The following is a 17,202-nucleotide window of genomic DNA, read 5'->3' as shown; positions in this document are numbered from 1 at the left end:
GTCTGACTTAAGTGAACAAATGCTGATGTTGTTGTCAGCAAAAAAACGAGTAACTTTGCTTAATGTACCCGGAGTGTCGATACCCGTATATTCAAGGGTGTAACCGGCACAAAATTCACATGCAATATGACTTGCTGTGCGTTTCATCATGGTTAATAAACCAAGTTCCATTCCTTTTGTAGGCAAGGTATGCTCGATTCGGCTAATTGCAGACATATCGCCTGCCAATAACATAATAAAAGTAAATTCATTACCCAAGATAGCAATGCGACTGTCAATAATATTGCAATGACAATCACTCACTAGCTGAGTTAATTCGCTAACGATACCGGGCCTGTCTTCGCCAATCGCTGTGAGCACTATCTGATGATTTGAAAAAGCAGTCATGGAATTTTAAGTACCTAGTAATTAAATAATACCAATGGGTATAAGCCAATAAGCCTTGATTTCACGTGAGTTTAATACTGCACGGCGGCGAAGTTTACCATAATTAACATCGTTAACGGTAGCTGCGATTAATTAAGCCGTTAATAAAGTGTGCTCTTTCTTGTTTTTAGGGGCATCAGAAAGTACCATAGTTAAAATTTTGCAAGGCGATAAGTAAACATATACATGACGCGTTAACCCAAATTGCTCGGGTTATTTGCATAAAAACAATAAATGTAAAGTTATAAATGATTTTACAGTGAACCAAATCGGCATTACCCACTCATATATTTGTTAAAAAATTAAGGGTTTGCTAAGGAGAAATATCTGTGCAGTATTGGATCTCAAAGGCGCTTGCTGTAAGCGTAATGGTAAGTTTAACAGGATGCAGTGTGTTCACTGATGAAGCACACCATAAGCGTAATTATCGTGCAAATGAACCGGTCAAAGCGCCAGCAGGCCTTGCGCAACCGACTCAAGATCCGACTTACAAAATGGATGTTGCACAATACGACAACAACCCTGAAGCAAAAAATTATCGTCCGCCAGCACAGGTTATTACCATCGCGCAAGGAACTTGGGTGGAAGAAGGTGATAAATTAGCTCGGGTTTATTTTGATAAAAATGATGGTATTGAAGATCTAGATACATTCATTTGGGACTCTATAAAAGCGGTATTAGCAGAGAAAAACACTTCTGTAGAAAAAGCTGACAAAGCAACAAATAGCATCGAAACAGGCTGGTATACAATTATTAAACCTGAAGATGGTTGGTTTTGGGAAAGTGAAAAAGAAGTATCTCAACAACGCTTTTTATTTACAATTGAAGAGAAGTCGCATCAACGTACAGCTTCTTTAACCTCAAAACTTGTTGATTATAAAAGCGGTTCACAACAATTGACGCCACTTTTACAGCAACAACTAGAAGTGCGTGCTCTTAACCAGATTATTGCTGAGTTTGATTACCGCTACCGTCAGTTAGAAGTGGAAATGCGTAAGCAACAAGGCATTATTTCTCTTGAAATGGGCTTTGATAACAAAGGCAACGCTGCGCTTGTAACTGAGCAAGAATACAGCATGGTATTCGATCGTTTTTCTGGTTTCTTAGAGCGTTTATCTTTCACAATTGTTGAGATTGACCAAGAGCGTGGTTTGATCACTGCTGATTATAAAAAGCCAGAGTCAAGTGTTTGGGATTCAATTTGGGGCGAAGAAGTTGCTGAGTTACCAATTGAAGATGGCCAGTACCAAATTCTCGTTAGCCGCACTAATGATGGTGGTACAAGTTTAACTTGGATGGACTCGCAAGGTGCTACGCTAGAGCCTGGTACAATGAATGACCTACAACAAGCATTAGAAAACGCGCTGCGTCAGCGTGGAATTAATATTTAATAATTAAAAAAATTAAACCACCACAAAAAGAGCCTAGCCGCTCTTTTTGTGGTTTCTACAGGTTGAAAATATGTCTAACTTAAACGCAACAAATCGCATCGACATGCGAACCTTGTTCACCTTTTTCGTTCCTTCACTTATAGGTGTCTTCTTATTCATGACGCCGGTACCCATAGGTGAAGCAATGACCATCCCAATTGCTGTTATGGCAAAAGCAGTGCAACAATGGATTGCACCTTTTGCACTGGGTTTGATTACCAGTATTGTTTGTATCACCGGTATTTTATCTTTAGTGATAAAGCTGTTTAAACCACAGCCATTACTTAAGTACTTTATAATTAAACATTTATTTGATGTTAGTTGGCTTTGGCTGAGTGTTCGATTACTGGGGATGGTATTTATTATTCTGACCTATACAAAACAAGGGCCAGAAATGATTATTTCCGGTAATACCGGTGCATTGGTGTTAAACGACTTATTGCCCGTGTTGTTTTCTGTGTTTGTTTTAGCGGGATTATTATTACCGTTATTATTAAACTTCGGTCTACTTGAGCTAGTGGGTACCTTATTAACTAAAGTGATGCGCCCACTTTTTGGTGTGCCAGGTCGAAGTGCAGTCAACTGTGTGGCATCTTGGTTAGGTGACGGTAGTGTGGGTATTTTGATGACCGCTCGTCAGTATGAAGATAAACACTATACACAACGCGAAGCTGCCATTATTGGTACCACTTTCTCAGCTGTATCAATTACCTTTTGTTTAGTTGTTATTGGTCAAGTAAAGCTTGAGCACTTATTTGCACCGTTTTATTTAACTGTGTGTTTAGCCGGTTTAGTGGCAGCACTGATTGTGCCTCGTTTACCACCATTACGCTTTAAGAAAGATTTATATTTTGATGGTAGCGAGCCCGATAAAGATGCTGAGTTGGTACCTGAAGGTAAAACCTTAATTTCGCATTCGTTAGATGTCGCATTTGCTAAAGCGCGCACTGCACCTGGCTTTGTTGGTACAGTTAAAGAAGGTCTGCACAACGCATTTGATATGGTGTTTGCAGTATTACCTGTGGTTATGGCGGTGGGCACATTTGCTCTGATCATTGCTGAATACACGCCGATATTTGAGTATATGGGTAAACCATTTGTACCATTTTTAGAGCTTCTTCAAGTACCTGAAGCCGAAGCTGCAGCACAAACTATTATGGTTGGTTTTGCAGATATGTTTATTCCATCAATTCTTGCTGCAGGTAGTATCGAAAGTGACGTTACACGTTTTATTATTGCAGCAATGAGTGTAACCCAATTGATTTATATGTCTGAAGTCGGTGCTTTGCTTTTAGGAAGTAAAATTCCGGTAAATATTATTGAGCTATTCTTCATCTTTATTTTGAGAACCTTAGTGACATTACCGGTTATTGTCTTAATGGCGCATTGGCTAGTATAAATAAGCTAAGCCTTTTTAAAAAAGCCCTGATTATTCATCAGGGCTTTTTTTATCTTTACCAGTGTCATCTTTAGGTACCTTGAAGTCCATTTTCGCAGCATGTTTTAGCAACATAAGGTTACCAATTACTACACCAAATACTGCAACAAAAATGCCTATAATTTGCCATGTTTCCATCTTGAAATCCTGTAAATATATGCAGCACAATAGTAGCACTTAAAATCGTTTGGCATAAGACAGTGAAATAAAATCAAGTCCAGGGTTAGGGCTTTTAAATCCGGCGTTGGAATAGTGTAAATACCTGAGTGCTAAGCTTGTGTTGTTTCCTAGGTCTGCTACTAATCCTAATCTGTCCTCAAACTGGTAGTGAGTACTAACATTTTTGCCTGCAAAATGGGTGTCATCCAACAGTGAAACCCCAATACCAAACTCCACATGAACAGGTATGTTTTTCACATTAAACGCCGGGTATTGGATCACTGGAGAAACAGCTAACACGATATTCGTTTGATGTCTGTTGTCTTTGCCATACTGCCAAACATTAAAGCTTGATTCGAAGTATACCCGAGCATGTTCAAAAGGCAGTTTTTCGTTTGGTAAATGGTATTGATAGGCAAGTTTTAACCCTTTCACATCACCTTCACCTTGAATGTAATCAATGGCATAGCCATGATTTTGGGCGGCATCAATCGATGGTGCTATTAGTAATGCTGTGCTTAGTGCAAGTGCTTTTAGTGGGTGTTTTAATTTCATATCGGTAATTCTTACTATGACTTTGAGCAAGTAGATAGGGGTGGTGACATTGCTTTTTCAATGTGCGTAAACACACAGAACTTGTGCATATTCTCGCTTTTTTAAGCAATCCATTGAAAAACTTGGTAAAAACCGATTGATGCCAATTTGGCATTAAAACGTTGACGTATTGTTTCTTTTTTTGTGGTTTCAATATCGGTATATTGGCGGAAATTTTCAATCACAAGCGAATACGATGATGACCAAATTAGTTAACTCACTTTTGCTAATTGCAACGTTACTTACTACAAGCGTGTTTGCTAGCGAAGACCGTTCGCCAAAGCAATTGTTAGAGTCAGTCACAGCAGACTTATTTGTTGATATTGCTAATGTAAACTCCAAAGGTGACGCTAGCACTGAGGCAATGGCTAGTATTGTTGAAAAACGTTTGCTGCCCCATATGGATACCAAGTTCGTATCATATAAGTTGTTGGGTAAACACATAAAAGGGTTACGCCGTGAGCAAGCAATCGATTTTATCGCAGCTGTAGAGCATTACTTAACAGTAACTTATGCGGGTGCATTGATGAAATACACTGGGCAAAAAGTAGTGTTCGATCCATCACAGTTGATAGATGACGGATATGCAACGGTAAAAACTCAGATCATTGATGATAATGCGCCGACTATTGATTTACACTTTAAACTTCGCCAAGGTAAAGACAAGCAATGGAAGGTATACGATATTGTTGCTGAAGGTATTTCTTTATTAAGTGCTAAGCAAAAAGAAGTACTTCAACGTATCAGCCAAGTGGGCATTGATAAAGTGACTCAAGAGTTAGCAAGTAAGTAGCAGTCTCCAACCAAGCAGTGAGTATTACCAATGTACCACTGCTTTTCTATTTTCTTTAAAAATCACCTACTTTGCGCTAGCACCAATTGCCCTCTGTGGTAGAATCAAGCTAGTTTTTTCATCTTGAAGTATCGAATTAGATACTCGTTGTTTTGTTTCATTATTAAGCTCAGTGTCAGTTAGTTTTTGCTATAACGTAGAGCTTAATAAGTCACCTAATAATGCGTGAGCGGAGTTGTGTTGTTTTAATGGAAAATGTACTAATTTGGCCAAAGGAGTACCCGTTACTGATCAAAGGATTAGCTGAGCAAAACGGGGCTTATATTTTAGACGCTTTAGAAGCTTGGCCTGCATGTCGTTCAACCAATGAAGATGATGGTGTCTGTGCGACAGTCCTTCCGCCTATTTATTATCTTTCTTGGTTAACTCCACTAGATCCATTCGAAGAGTGCTATTTTCAACATATTTCTGAGTTTGACGAAGCTGCATTGAACTATATCAATGCGATGAAACAGCACTTTTTAGAAAATGAATATACTCCTGAGAGCTTAGTGCTGATGTTGTGCCAGCGTTTAGAAAAATACGCAAGTGCATTTGCCCAATCAGCGGTAAAAACGCCCATTACATTGATTCAACAGTTATTTAATCGCCGATACTTTACGGTGATTGAGCATGTCTTGGAGCAAGGGGCTAAAATGTCTGCAGAAGATGTGCTGACTCTTTGGACCGAAGTAGACTTTAGAGAACGTTTTAGCGGATTTATCCCTGACTCTGTGGCTGATTTAGAGCAGTTAACTGCGTTAGCCGCTGAAAAAGTTGCGCACGGTGAGGATTATTTCACGTTACTTAAGTTGATCTCTCCGGATGTTGATTCGGTGTCTCTTTTAGAACAAGCATTGCTTGCTCACTTAAGCCATGAAAGCGCCAAACAAACCATGGCTAAGCGCTTTATTGAACAAGGGGCTACTGGCACCCTAGCTGATGAGAATGGTAAAACAGCTTTTATGTGGGCAACAGAGAAAGGGTATGTCAATGTTGTTGAAACCCTGCTTGAGCACCAAGATAAAACCATTCAAGACAATAAAGGCAACACAGCTCTTCATTACGCAGTGTTCGCTGAAAATGCGCCTTTACTCGTTTTGTTACTCAAAAATGGTTTTGACTTCAGAGTACGCAATAAAGATGGTTTAAGTTGTTATCGGTTAGCTGTGAGTATTAAAGCTGATAATTTAGTCAAGGTTCTTGAACATGACTTCGGAATTAAAGAGCTTTCGCCAGAAGGGCAATTTGACCGCGTTAAAAAAGTGCACCTATTGCACGCCATAGTTACCTTGCTATTTCCTGTGCAATTGTTTTTCTTCTTTGATGACAGTATTGCCATTAAAAGTGAGTTAACACTTAGCTTTACGCTGGTTTCTATTCTGTGCTTTTTCTTTGCTACCAGTTTGAAGCGATGCGCACTTTACCCGCATATACGCCATCCATGGGGACTTTTCTTATTAAGAATGTTCTCGTTACTTAGCTTAATCGGGCAAGTTGGTCTGGCAAGTATCGTCGCTTTAGCCACCTTAGCTGAGTTAGTGTGATTAGTTAACGATTAGCAAATATGACATAAAAAAACGGCAACCTTAGTTGCCGCTTTTTGTTTCATCTTTAGATAAAAGAATCGGTATTATTTATCGTGCTCGTGAGCGGCTTTTTCTTCAGCCAGCTCTTCTTTTAATTTACGTATCTTAAGACCAAGCTCTTGTCCACGGTGGCGTGCATAGTAGGTACAGCCTATAAACATCAAACTAGCAAAGATTAACTCAAGTAACACCCAAATCAGCTGCTCTTGTGCCACCCACAGTAATGTAAAACCATGGATAAAATAGAACATTACGATAAAGTTGGCCCATGCATAGGTATAAGGTTTATCTTGAATAATGCCTTTAAGTGGTAGCAGCAGGGGAAGTATATAAACTACAAAGATAAAGGCATTGCTATGTCCTTCTCTTGGGGCAATTAAAAACAACCAAATCGGCATCAAAACTAATAAGCCAACATAACCTATTAACGCAAAACGTTGAAATCGTTTAGTGATAGGCTTTTTGGCTACGGGCTGTTTTAATTCAGTTTCCACGCTCATTGTAATTTACTCGCAATTTGCGCCAAACGTTTTCCAACACTTTGGCATATTTTAATTTCGTCTTTACTTAATACATTGCTGTTGTTGCTACCAGCAACATGACTGGCCCCGTAAGGCGTTCCACCAGTTTCAGTTGCGAGTAATTCAGGCACCTCATAAGGCACACCGAGCAACATCATGCCGTGGTGTAATAATGGCAGCGATAGATTTAATAAGGTGGCTTCATTACCACCATGCATACTACTGGATGACGAAAACACACAAGCTGGTTTGTCGATTAATTGACCTTTTAACCATAAGTCGCTGGTGGTTTCCCAGAAGCTCTTTGCTTGTGAGGCCATCATGCCAAATCGTGTCGGGGTGCCAAATGCCAAACCATCGCAATTAATTAGATCATCTTTGCTGATCACAATATCGTGCGGCTGACGCTGCACAAATGTGCGTAGTAGGGCAGTAGCACCTTGCTGCTCAATTGACTCGGCTATCTCATGTGCCATAGCTTCCAAAGAGCCATGGCTTGAGTGGTATAGCACAACAATGTTTATAGCCATTAAAGTACGCTTAATACGTTTTCTGGTGGACGACCTAGAGCAGCTTTGCCATTGTTTTCAACAATAGGACGCTCGATTAGTTTTGGATTGGCCGCCATCGCAGCAATTAACTTGTTCTCGTCTTGCTCGTTTTTCAGTTCAAGCTCTTTGTAGATATCTTCCTTTGTGCGCATTAACTCACGCGCTGAGGTAAAGCCTAGCTGTGTCACAAGCGTTGCAATTTGTTGTTCATTAAGTGGTGTTTTTAGGTATTCAACAACACTTGGCTGCACATTATTGCTTTCTAATAGGGCAAGGGTTTCACGTGATTTAGAACAACGAGGGTTGTGGTAAATAGTTACAGACATAGCGTGGTCTCTGATTTTAATAATTTGGCTTATTTTAGGGCAAGCAGTGCAAGACTTAAAGTCTCGCAAGCTCTTTTTGTAACTGTCGGTATTGCGTGAGTAGGGCTTTTAAGCGCTGCTGTTTTACTAACTCTTCGGGTTCAACAAAATTGAGCGCTTTTTGAATTTCATCGGCCGCTTTTAGATAAGCGCCATATTGGGCCAGTACATCTGCATGGGCTTCATGGTAGGAGGCCATGTTTTCTTGTTTTTTGTACACATCAGCAATGAGCTCTTTAGCAAGGTTGTGATCAGGCTTTGCGAGTAAGTAAGACTTTAAAATACGCTCAGCAACATCAAATTGTTTTGCTTCAATGGCGGCATTAGCGTAGTTAAGGGCGATAACCTGATTGTTAGGTCTGTCGATATCTAACTTAGCTAAAAACTCAACCGCTTCATCGGCTTTACCTTGGGCAATTAATAAGTCGGTGTGGGTATCGATATAAAATAAATTCTTTGGATCTTGCTCAAGCAGAGGATTAAGAATGCTGGCTGCTTCATCTAGCTTTTTTTGATCCAATAAACTAATACCCAATCCATATTTCAAGGCGGTGTCGTTATGTACGCTATTATCACGCATCAGCTTACGGAAAAGATCTTCTGCCGCTTTAGGTTTTTGGTGATACCTTGCTATAACTCTGCTTTTGGCTAAGTTGAAGTCGAGACTGTCTGAGTAATGTCTCTTTGGGTATTGCTCTGCACGTAACCGCACATCTGATACCCGGCTTTCGGGTAGTGGGTGGGTAAGCAAAAATGCAGGTGGCTTATATTTATAGCGAATTTGCGCAGCGAGCTTGGTTAAAAACTCGCTTGATTGGCGCGGATCAAACCCTGCGTTGTTGAGAGTTTGCATGCCGATGCGGTCAGCTTCTTGTTCAGCTGCACGGCTATGAGTAAGTTGACTAAATGCGGCTTGAGTCTGGTTTGCTGAAATAATCGCTATCCCAGCATCTGGAGCAACAACGGTTGCTAATATCCCCGCAATCATACCTGCAATAGTAAGTGCGCTGTTATCTTGCTGCTGCTGAATACGACGCGCTAAATGGCGCTGTGTTACGTGGGCAATTTCATGGCCGAGCACTGAGGCAAACTGACTTTCGTTGTCTGCTTGAGCGATGAGGCCTGTGTGAACACCCACATGACCCCCGTAAAATGCAAAAGCATTTATTTCTGGGTTGTTTATCCAAAAAAATGAAAAGGGAAAACGCACATCGTTTGCGTTAGCAACTAATCGACGACCTAATGTCGTTAGGTATTCATCAAGCACAGGATCATTGACGACGGGTGATGAGCCACGAATTTGCATCATCATTACTTCGCCTATTGCTTGCTCTTTTTCAATAGGCAAGGCTTGTAAAGCCGAGGTCCCTAAATCGGGCAGCTTAAAATTAGTTTGCGCCTTCAACGGCTCACTATGCAGTATCGAAAATGTTAGTAAAGCACTGCATAATGTTATAAAGGCTGATTTTAGTCGCATCTTATTCCTTGTTGATTTGCTCACCTAACATGACTTTTGCTATGTCTATTTCGTCGCTGCATGCTCGGCTATCTTTTTCACACAATTGATAGAAATCTTTTATTGTGACTCCGTCTAGCTTAACAACGTTCAACTCCCGTTGTAAAAAAGTTATGATTTTATGTACGACTTTGTGTGCGTGTAAGATTAAGGCTTTATCAGCTTTATCGCCACGTTCAAAATAAAAAGCTATAAATTTGTGTAGTTGATTAAAGCGTATCAGGTTCCTCATTGAATGCGGATCCCAGACTCTAAACTCCATAAATCGATTGTCTTTGATGTATTGGTCAACAGTGACATCTTTAGCAAAGGGGTAGGCCCATAATTCGAAACCTCGATCGGTAAAGCTCTGGTGCAATGCGATGCGTGGCTTTTGCTCACAGACAATTTCACCCATCTCGGTTTCGTAGCCTCCTAGTAGCTCAAGGTTCCAATTTCTGGGATCTATTAATCTTTTTACCGCATTGTCAAAGCCATGATCTAAAATACCTTCAGATTCACTCACTGACGATGCTACCAAATGGTAAAATGGCGGCAACTCCCCCCAGTTTATTTGTTTTTTATACCAATTAATCTCTTTAAGAGTTGGATTCGCAGGCAATTGCGCTTTATTATGCGAGCCAGGCATCGTGTTTCCTTTACTACCAGTTATTGATTAAGGATAAACTATTGTTTTGCGTGTTTTAAGAAAAAAATGAGTTCTTCTCACTATAAAGGATTATTTTTCCAAGATGCTGACATCTTATACTTATTATTCATATTAATAACGCAGTTGATTCGCTATGTTAATGGTTGATTTAAGGGACTATAAGTGTCCACAACAATTTATTCAGTTTAAATTAGGGTTAAATAAGGCACAATCTGTTAATCAACCCGTCACTTTTACATTTAATGCTGCACATTCTAGTGATGATATGCAGCGCTTTTTAGAAAAACATCATTACCATTTTGAAATTGACCTAGAATTAGGTGTGTTAACCGTGGAGCCCGTTTGTGTTTGAATATGTAAAAGCTTGGTACGAAAATAAATTTTCTGATCCCCACTCAGTAACCTTATTGTTGCTGTTAATTGCAACCTTTGCATTTTTCTATTTTTTTGGCTCCTTACTGGTACCTGTTTTAGTCGCGCTGGTAATTGCTTATTTACTTGATTGGCCTGTAGCGCATTTAGAAAGGCTAGGTTTAAAACGCTTCACTGCCACAATTATTGTCATGTTAGTGTTTAGTGGCTTAATGATCACCATTATCGTCGGCATGGGCCCTGTGCTTTGGCAGCAAACCAGTAACCTCGTGCAAGAAACCCCTTATATGATTGAAAAAGGTAAAGCGCTGCTTTTACATCTTCCTGAGGATTACCCAAGTTTGATCACTGAAGATCAGGTTAAATCAATTGTTACCAGTGTTGAAACCAAAGCTATTGAGTTTGGTCAGTTAGTACTATCAGTGTCATTAACGTCTATAAAAGATGTGGCAGCTTGGTTGATTTATTTGATTTTAGTACCGCTACTTGTGTTCTTTATGCTTAAAGATAAGTTAGAACTTACACAAAGTGCTGAACGTTTATTACCTAAGCAGCGCCGCTTAATCATTCAAGTTTGGCAAGAAATGAATCAGCAAATAATGAATTATATTCGTGGCAAGGTATTTGAAATTTTAATTGTTGGTACAGCTTCTTTTATCGCCTTTGCCGTTTTAGATCTACGTTACGCGGCCTTGTTAGGTGTTTTGGTTGGTCTATCTGTATTGATACCCTTTGTAGGGGCGGCACTGGTGACTATTCCAGTGGCTGCGGTGGCGTTGTTCCAATTTGGTTTAGAAACGCAGTTTTGGACCATTCTAATCATCTATGGTGTAATTCAAGCACTTGATGGCAATGTGTTAGTGCCTTTACTGTTCTCTGAAGCTGTTGACTTAAATCCGGTGTTTATAATTGTTGCAGTGTTGTTTTTTGGTGGTTTATGGGGATTTTGGGGGGTGTTCTTCGCAATCCCGCTAGCTTCATTAGTAAAAGCACTTATAAATGCATGGTCATCTAAAAAAGAAGAGTTGATTGAGCGCTAGCTTAGTCTTAAAAAGTATAGAAAACGCACTTTACTGACTAATTGATTATTATAATTTAGCCGTGAAAACTGTAAAATAGGTTATAAGATATATCTTTTAGTAATATGGTGCGTTTTACATGGCAAGTTTTTTCCTTTCTGACGATGCTAATCAACAAATTTATTTAGATGCGAATGCAACGACTCCTGTACTTTCTGACATTGCCGATGTTGTTTCGCACACGATGCAAGTTTGCTTTGGTAATCCATCGAGCTCTCACATTACAGGTATTCAAGCTAAACACCTATTAGAACAAACTCGCACCAAAGCACGCGAAGTGATAGGTGCTACCGATGGCGATATTTTATTTACCTCAGGTGCGACCGAAGGTATTCAAACGGCGGTTGTTTCAACGCTTATTGCTGCTAAAAATCACCAAATCGAGAACCCTGTATTACTTTATGGGGCTACAGAACATAAAGCGGTGCCAAATACCTTAAAGCATTGGAATAATGTGCTTAATATCAACGCACGCGTTTTAGCTATTCCAGTTGATAAAAACGGTATTTTAGATCTTGAGTTTATTCGTGAACATGCTGCTAATGCATTGATGATCTGTACTATGGCAGTAAATAACGAGACCGGTGTGTTCCAAGATTTAACCGCCATTGAGCGAGTAATTCGCAGTGAGAACAATAATGTAGCCTGGATGGTAGATTGTGTTCAAGCATTAGGAAAAACCAATTTAGCACTTAGCGAAACAACGATAGATTATGCGCCATTCTCTGGTCATAAATTATATGCACCGAAAGGTATCGGTGTGCTGTATATTCGTAAAGGCAGTGCGTACACACCATTTATAGCGGGTGGCGGCCAAGAAAGCGGAATGCGCTCAGGCACCGAGAACTTACCAGGTATTGCTGGTTTAAATAAACTGTTCTCACTATTACTTGATAAACAAAACCAGACATTTAAGCCTCTTGAGCAGTTGCATGATTATCGTAAGCAGTTACATGCAGCTCTCTTAGATACGTTTGGTAGCATTACTTTTAACCATAGTTTTGAGCATTCAGTGCCTACTACATTAAACTTTGCAGTTAATGAACTAACCAGTAAAGAAGTGATGGACTTATTTGATGCTGCGGGCATCCGAGTAAGCGGTGGCTCTGCATGTAGCTCTGGTGCTAATCGTAGCTTTGTTCTTGATGCAATGGGCGCTAGTAATTGGCAAAGTGAAAATGCGATTCGTATGTCGTTTGGCCCAGCTGCAAGCCAACAAGAAATTGACTTTGCCTGTGAAAAAATCCGTTCTTTAAAACCGATTCTAGAAGCTAACTGCCTAGTTGTCTCTGATAGCACATCGCCTCAGCAAGAAGTCTGTGCGATTGGCTTAACACAACTTCGTCATCAGGCGGCATGTTGTTGGCTGTATGTTGATTGCGATAAAAACGCAGTGGTGATTGATCCTATCATTGAGCTTATCCCGCGCATGGCAAAAATTGTCGCTACACAAGGCTTAACTGTTCAAGCGATTATTGATACGCATAATCACCAAGAGCGTTTATCAGCTCGTTGTTTACTAACCAAAGAGCTAGCAGAGCGTTATGTTACCAATGAGATAGATGAACTTGGTTGGCCGAAAGGGTCAGCAACTATCGAATTAAGCGGTGTACGCTTAACCAAAATAGCGACACCGGGTCACAGTGAAGACAGTGTTAGCTATTTATTAGCAGATACGCGAAGTGGTGAGGTAAGCTATTGTTTCTGTGGTGATTTAATCTTACCAGGTGGCTTAGGTAACACGGCAATTAGCGGTGGCGATGCAGCAAAAATGGCACAATCACTAAAACAGCTTGCAATGGCAATCACAGATTCAACAGTGATTTGTTCAGGTCATGATTATCAACAATGCTTTGCAATGGATTGGCACGCACAAAAAGCAACGACGCCATTATTAGCAAAACTATTAAATGAGCAAGTATCAGATGTTCAGTTTGTTGAGTTAAAGCAACAAGCGGATGAACAAAAGCATGCAGAGAGTCACTCTTTATGTGGATATGTTGAAACACTTGAAAGTGCGCCGATGAAACAGCTAGCAGCAACCGACGCTAAAGCAATGTTAGACGATAAGACAACTTACCTAATCGATACGCGCGAACCTTATGAACATGGTGCGAATAATTTAGCTGAGTTATTCACAGTTGCAGATAGCAAAGTGATCAACATTCCATTAAGCCGTATGGCTAATGCTATAGTCCAAGGGCAGCTTAATAAAGCACATAACTACATTTTGGTGTGTCGTAGTGGTAACCGTTCAAAACAAGCCGCAAACAATTTGTCGCAGTTAGGTTTTGAAAATGTGTATAACTTAAATGGCGGTTTAGCATTGTTTTGATTGGTATCAGAACAATTCAGTCATCAAACAAAAAAGCCGCTAAATAGCGGCTTTTTTGTAACTTGAATAAATTAAGCTGAGGTTGGGCCTGAGCTTTCCCGTACCACTAATGAAGGGGTAAAGGTCGTGATGATGTCTTTATCTTGATTACGTGCACCACGGGTTTTTCTAAACAATAACCGAGCGGCATGCTGTGAAATCACATCATTCGCTTGATGGGCTGTTGTTAGTTTCGGCCAAGTTTGACGCGAGAATGGCGAGTCTTCGAAACCAGTGATAGAGAGTTGCTGTGGAATTTCAATGCCCATTAATCGTGAAGCAAATAACGCACCCGCAGCCATCTCATCGTTTCCGCCAAGTAAGGCTGTAATGTTTTTCGGGTTATTCTCACCAAGCAATGCTTTTGCACCTTCAACACCAGATTCAAAAGAATATTGGCCTTCGTAGATCAGATCATCATTCAATGGGATGTTGTGATCCCTTAGCGCAGCCTGATAACCCTCTAAGCGTTCAGTTGTTGACTTATGTTCTTTGTCGCCGCATAAAAAGCCGATATTTTTATGACCAAGCGAGAGTAGGTGAGCAGTAATTTCGTACGCTGCCGCGTAGTCATTTACATAAATACAGGTGTCTTGATCTTCCTCTGTAGGACGACCAGAAAGCACACGCACATAATGAATGCCCATTTCGTCAAGCATTTCTATGATACTGTTTTGCTCTGAAAGAGGTGGCGTTAATACAAGGCCTGCCAAACGCGAGCGCTTGATCATGGTTTTAAAGTCTTCTTGCATATTCGCATCAAGATAGCTGCATGGATGAATAACCAACTCATAGCCTTCTTCTTTGCAGCGTGATAGCACCCCATTTTGCATGTCGATAACATAGTATGCATTGGGGTTGTCATATACCAGACCAACAGTAAAAGACGATGTGCCTGCAAGGTTACGAGCTGCAAGGTTTGGCTGATAGTTCAACGTGTTTACAGCGTCCATCACTATGTCGTACGTTTTTTTTCTGACAGATGGCTCTTTATTGATCACTCGCGAAACAGTTTTCATTGAAACACCAGCGAGTTTGGCTACATCATTTATGGTTACTTTCATACAGTTACTTTATAGTTAGTTATATTTGTATTATAATAATATCGAAAAGTGTTCACCAGAGCGCTTTTTCTTAATAGGTACATTAATATTTAATATAAGTTAGTTAGTGTATCTAATGTTCTACCAAATTAGCAGTAAAATAATTGAGATAATTTTTATGATACCGGTGTCAAAAGAGAAAAATTGCGCTATTATCTCGACTATAAAATGTAAAAGTAGAGCATTGACAGCGTTGTCATTTTAACTTAGTGTTAATTTTCATCGTGTTTTTAATTGCTGTCTTTATTCAACATTAATAAAAAGATAGTTAAAAATCAGTTTGTTGCAAGTTTTGAGGGGATTATATATATGAGCAGCCGTTCGCAATTAGCTAGTTGGCAAGCACTATCTGAAAGTGCCAAGAAGATGAAACAAATTCATCTTAAAGATTTATTTGCCAAAGATAGCACGCGTTTCGAGCAATTCTCAGCTCAGATCCCAGGCGTATTATTCGATTACTCGAAGCAACAAATTGATAAAACAGTTTTTGAACAATTAATCTCTTTAGCGAAAGAGTGTGACATTAGCGCATGGCGCGAAAAAATGTTCAGTGGTGAAAAAATTAACATTACTGAAGACCGTGCTGTACTTCATACTGCACTTCGTAACCGTGCTAATACAGCTATAATGGTTGATGGTGAAAACGTAACAGACGCAGTAAACGCTGAGCTTGCTAAAATGAAAGCGTTCGTTAGCAAGGTTCGCAGTGGCGAGTGGTTAGGCTACACAGGTAAAGCGGTGAAAGATGTCGTTGCAATTGGTGTAGGCGGTTCAAATTTAGGCCCGCAAATGGCAACTGAGGCGCTTGCAGCCTACGCTGATGACACATTAAATGTTCATTACGTATCAAATGTTGATGGTGTTCAGATTGCATCAGTTTTACAAGGTTTAGACGCTGAAACGACGTTATTTGTTATTTCATCTAAAACGTTTACAACATCAGAAACCATGACTAATGCTAAATCAGCGGTTGAATGGTTTTTGCAAACAGCACAGGCTCAAGAGCACATTGCTAAGCACTTTGTTGCTGTTAGTACAAATTTAGAGAAAACAGCAGCTTTTGGCATCGCTGATGAAAACGTATTCACAATGTGGGATTGGGTAGGTGGTCGCTTTTCATTATGGAGTGCGATAGGCTTACCAATTGCCTTGTATTTAGGCTTTGAAGCATTTGAAGAAATCTTAGAGGGTGCGTTTGAAATTGATGAGCATTTTAAAAATGCTGAATTTGAAAACAACGTACCATTATTAATGGCGCTTTTAAGTGTTTGGAATACGAGTTTCTTAGGTTATACGGCGCAAGCTATTTTACCTTACGACCAAGCATTACACATGTTACCTGCATATTTACAGCAAGGTGAGATGGAAAGTAACGGTAAGCACGTTACTTTTGATGGTGAAACAGTGTCTTACACAACAGTACCTATTATTTGGGGTATGACTGGTATTAACGGCCAACACGCATTTTACCAATGTCTGCACCAAGGTAATGTAATTGTACCAGCGGACTTTATTGCCTCAATTGAGCCGCAAGTTAATGTTGGTAAGCACCATGATATCTTATTATCAAACTTCTTTGCACAAACCGAAGCAATGATGGCCGGTGTTGATGCAGAGCAAGTAACTGCTGATTTAACCGCAAAAGGTAAATCTGAAGCAGAAATTGCAGAATTATTGAATCACAAGATTCATCAGGGTAATCGCCCAACAACCTCAATGTTATTAGACAAGGTTGATGCAAAAACAGTTGGTCGCTTAATTGCACTTTATGAGCACAAGATTTTCTGCCAAGGCATCATCTTAGAAATCTGTTCTTTTGATCAGTGGGGTGTAGAGCTAGGTAAAGGACTTGCTTCTAAAATTGAAGCTGAATTATTTGATGACACAGTAAGTCATCCGCATGACAGTTCAACGAATGGACTGATCGCTTACTATAAAACGCATCGTAAGCAGTAACAGATTCGCAGCAATAGCTGCAAAACGGATACCTTTGAACGGGTAGCGCTGGAGTTCTTAGGGCCTGTATTTTTGTGAGAGGATTTACAGAGCCCCTAAGACTCATTTACTTCAGCCAATACAAGAATAATGAGTAAGCTACTCACAAAACAAATTCAACAGGTTTTGTTAATGGAACTATCAAACAAAGCCAGATCAACCAGATAACAACGAGCATTGCCAAATTTCATGAGAGTCATGGAGTTAAT

Annotated in this window: 16 protein-coding genes; 7 read left to right on the top strand and 9 right to left on the bottom strand. The window is 40.0% G+C overall.

From position 1 onward, the window contains the following. Positions 1-387, bottom strand: a 387-nt coding sequence (locus L1264_RS14955) for a glycine cleavage system protein R (RefSeq protein ID WP_235404178.1), incomplete at its 3' end; no start/stop codon positions are given. Positions 388-755: 368 nt separating this feature from the next. Between L1264_RS14955 and bamC the strand changes: the two genes are divergently transcribed. Then, positions 756-1,817: an outer membrane protein assembly factor BamC gene (bamC, locus tag L1264_RS14950; protein ID WP_135925523.1), complete on the top strand. Its 1,062-nt coding sequence runs from the start codon at positions 756-758 to the stop codon at positions 1,815-1,817. 70 nt (positions 1,818-1,887) lie between these two features. Continuing rightward, positions 1,888-3,255, top strand: coding sequence for a YjiH family protein (locus L1264_RS14945; protein ID WP_135925521.1), 1,368 nt, complete (start codon positions 1,888-1,890; stop codon positions 3,253-3,255). Between the two features lie 30 nt (positions 3,256-3,285). Here the strand turns inward: L1264_RS14945 and L1264_RS14940 are convergent, their stop codons facing one another. Continuing rightward, positions 3,286-3,432, bottom strand: a complete 147-nt coding sequence (locus L1264_RS14940) for a DUF2897 family protein (protein ID WP_138556844.1) — start codon at positions 3,430-3,432, stop codon at positions 3,286-3,288. A gap of 39 nt (positions 3,433-3,471) precedes the next feature. Beyond that, positions 3,472-4,008 (bottom strand): acyloxyacyl hydrolase, encoded by a 537-nt coding sequence (locus L1264_RS14935; protein ID WP_199527390.1) that lies wholly within the window; start codon positions 4,006-4,008, stop codon positions 3,472-3,474. Between the two features lie 238 nt (positions 4,009-4,246). On the opposite strand from L1264_RS14935, the gene L1264_RS14930 reads away from it, so the two are divergent. Together L1264_RS14930 and L1264_RS14925 are read left to right on the top strand one after the other, a co-directional pair. Further along, positions 4,247-4,840, top strand: coding sequence for an MlaC/ttg2D family ABC transporter substrate-binding protein (locus L1264_RS14930; protein WP_135926296.1), 594 nt, complete (start codon positions 4,247-4,249; stop codon positions 4,838-4,840). Between the two features lie 248 nt (positions 4,841-5,088). Further along, complete coding sequence (locus L1264_RS14925; protein ID WP_135925513.1) at positions 5,089-6,426, top strand: ankyrin repeat domain-containing protein; 1,338 nt, start codon at positions 5,089-5,091, stop codon at positions 6,424-6,426. An 86-nt stretch (positions 6,427-6,512) separates the two neighbouring features. Here the strand turns inward: L1264_RS14925 and L1264_RS14920 are convergent, their stop codons facing one another. The 5 genes from L1264_RS14920 to L1264_RS14900 are packed head-to-tail and all read right to left on the bottom strand — an operon-like array spanning position 6,513 to position 10,049. Further along, entirely contained in the window at positions 6,513-6,968 is a 456-nt protein-coding gene (locus tag L1264_RS14920) for a DUF2069 domain-containing protein (protein WP_199527389.1), read from the bottom strand. Continuing rightward, on the bottom strand, positions 6,965-7,519 hold the full coding sequence (gene wrbA, locus L1264_RS14915; RefSeq protein WP_135925508.1) for an NAD(P)H:quinone oxidoreductase: 555 nt from the start codon (positions 7,517-7,519) through the stop codon (positions 6,965-6,967). The genes L1264_RS14920 and wrbA overlap by 4 nt, the downstream gene beginning before the upstream one ends. Then, positions 7,519-7,866, bottom strand: coding sequence for an arsenate reductase (glutaredoxin) (gene arsC, locus L1264_RS14910; RefSeq protein WP_135925505.1), 348 nt, complete (start codon positions 7,864-7,866; stop codon positions 7,519-7,521). The genes wrbA and arsC overlap by 1 nt, the downstream gene beginning before the upstream one ends. Positions 7,867-7,921: 55 nt before the next feature. Then, a complete protein-coding gene (locus L1264_RS14905; protein WP_135925502.1) occupies positions 7,922-9,382 on the bottom strand; it encodes a M48 family metalloprotease in 1,461 nt (486 codons plus the stop codon). A gap of 1 nt (position 9,383) precedes the next feature. Continuing rightward, positions 9,384-10,049, bottom strand: coding sequence for a hypothetical protein (locus L1264_RS14900; protein ID WP_199527388.1), 666 nt, complete (start codon positions 10,047-10,049; stop codon positions 9,384-9,386). 365 nt (positions 10,050-10,414) lie between these two features. On the opposite strand from L1264_RS14900, the gene L1264_RS14895 reads away from it, so the two are divergent. Further along, positions 10,415-11,482 (top strand): AI-2E family transporter, encoded by a 1,068-nt coding sequence (locus tag L1264_RS14895; protein WP_135925495.1) that lies wholly within the window; start codon positions 10,415-10,417, stop codon positions 11,480-11,482. 118 nt (positions 11,483-11,600) lie between these two features. Continuing rightward, complete coding sequence (locus L1264_RS14890; RefSeq protein ID WP_199527387.1) at positions 11,601-13,856, top strand: aminotransferase class V-fold PLP-dependent enzyme; 2,256 nt, start codon at positions 11,601-11,603, stop codon at positions 13,854-13,856. A gap of 71 nt (positions 13,857-13,927) precedes the next feature. Here the strand turns inward: L1264_RS14890 and L1264_RS14885 are convergent, their stop codons facing one another. Then, positions 13,928-14,959: a LacI family DNA-binding transcriptional regulator gene (locus tag L1264_RS14885; protein WP_135925490.1), complete on the bottom strand. Its 1,032-nt coding sequence runs from the start codon at positions 14,957-14,959 to the stop codon at positions 13,928-13,930. Between the two features lie 348 nt (positions 14,960-15,307). On the opposite strand from L1264_RS14885, the gene pgi reads away from it, so the two are divergent. Continuing rightward, on the top strand, positions 15,308-16,954 hold the full coding sequence (gene pgi, locus L1264_RS14880) for a glucose-6-phosphate isomerase (RefSeq protein ID WP_135925487.1): 1,647 nt from the start codon (positions 15,308-15,310) through the stop codon (positions 16,952-16,954). Positions 16,955-17,202: the final 248 nt, after the last annotated feature.

The organism is Pseudoalteromonas sp. APAL1, from assembly GCF_021532475.1.
Classification (GTDB): Bacteria; Pseudomonadota; Gammaproteobacteria; order Enterobacterales; family Alteromonadaceae; genus Pseudoalteromonas; species Pseudoalteromonas lipolytica_C.
This window is presented reverse-complemented; position numbering and strand designations above follow the sequence as displayed.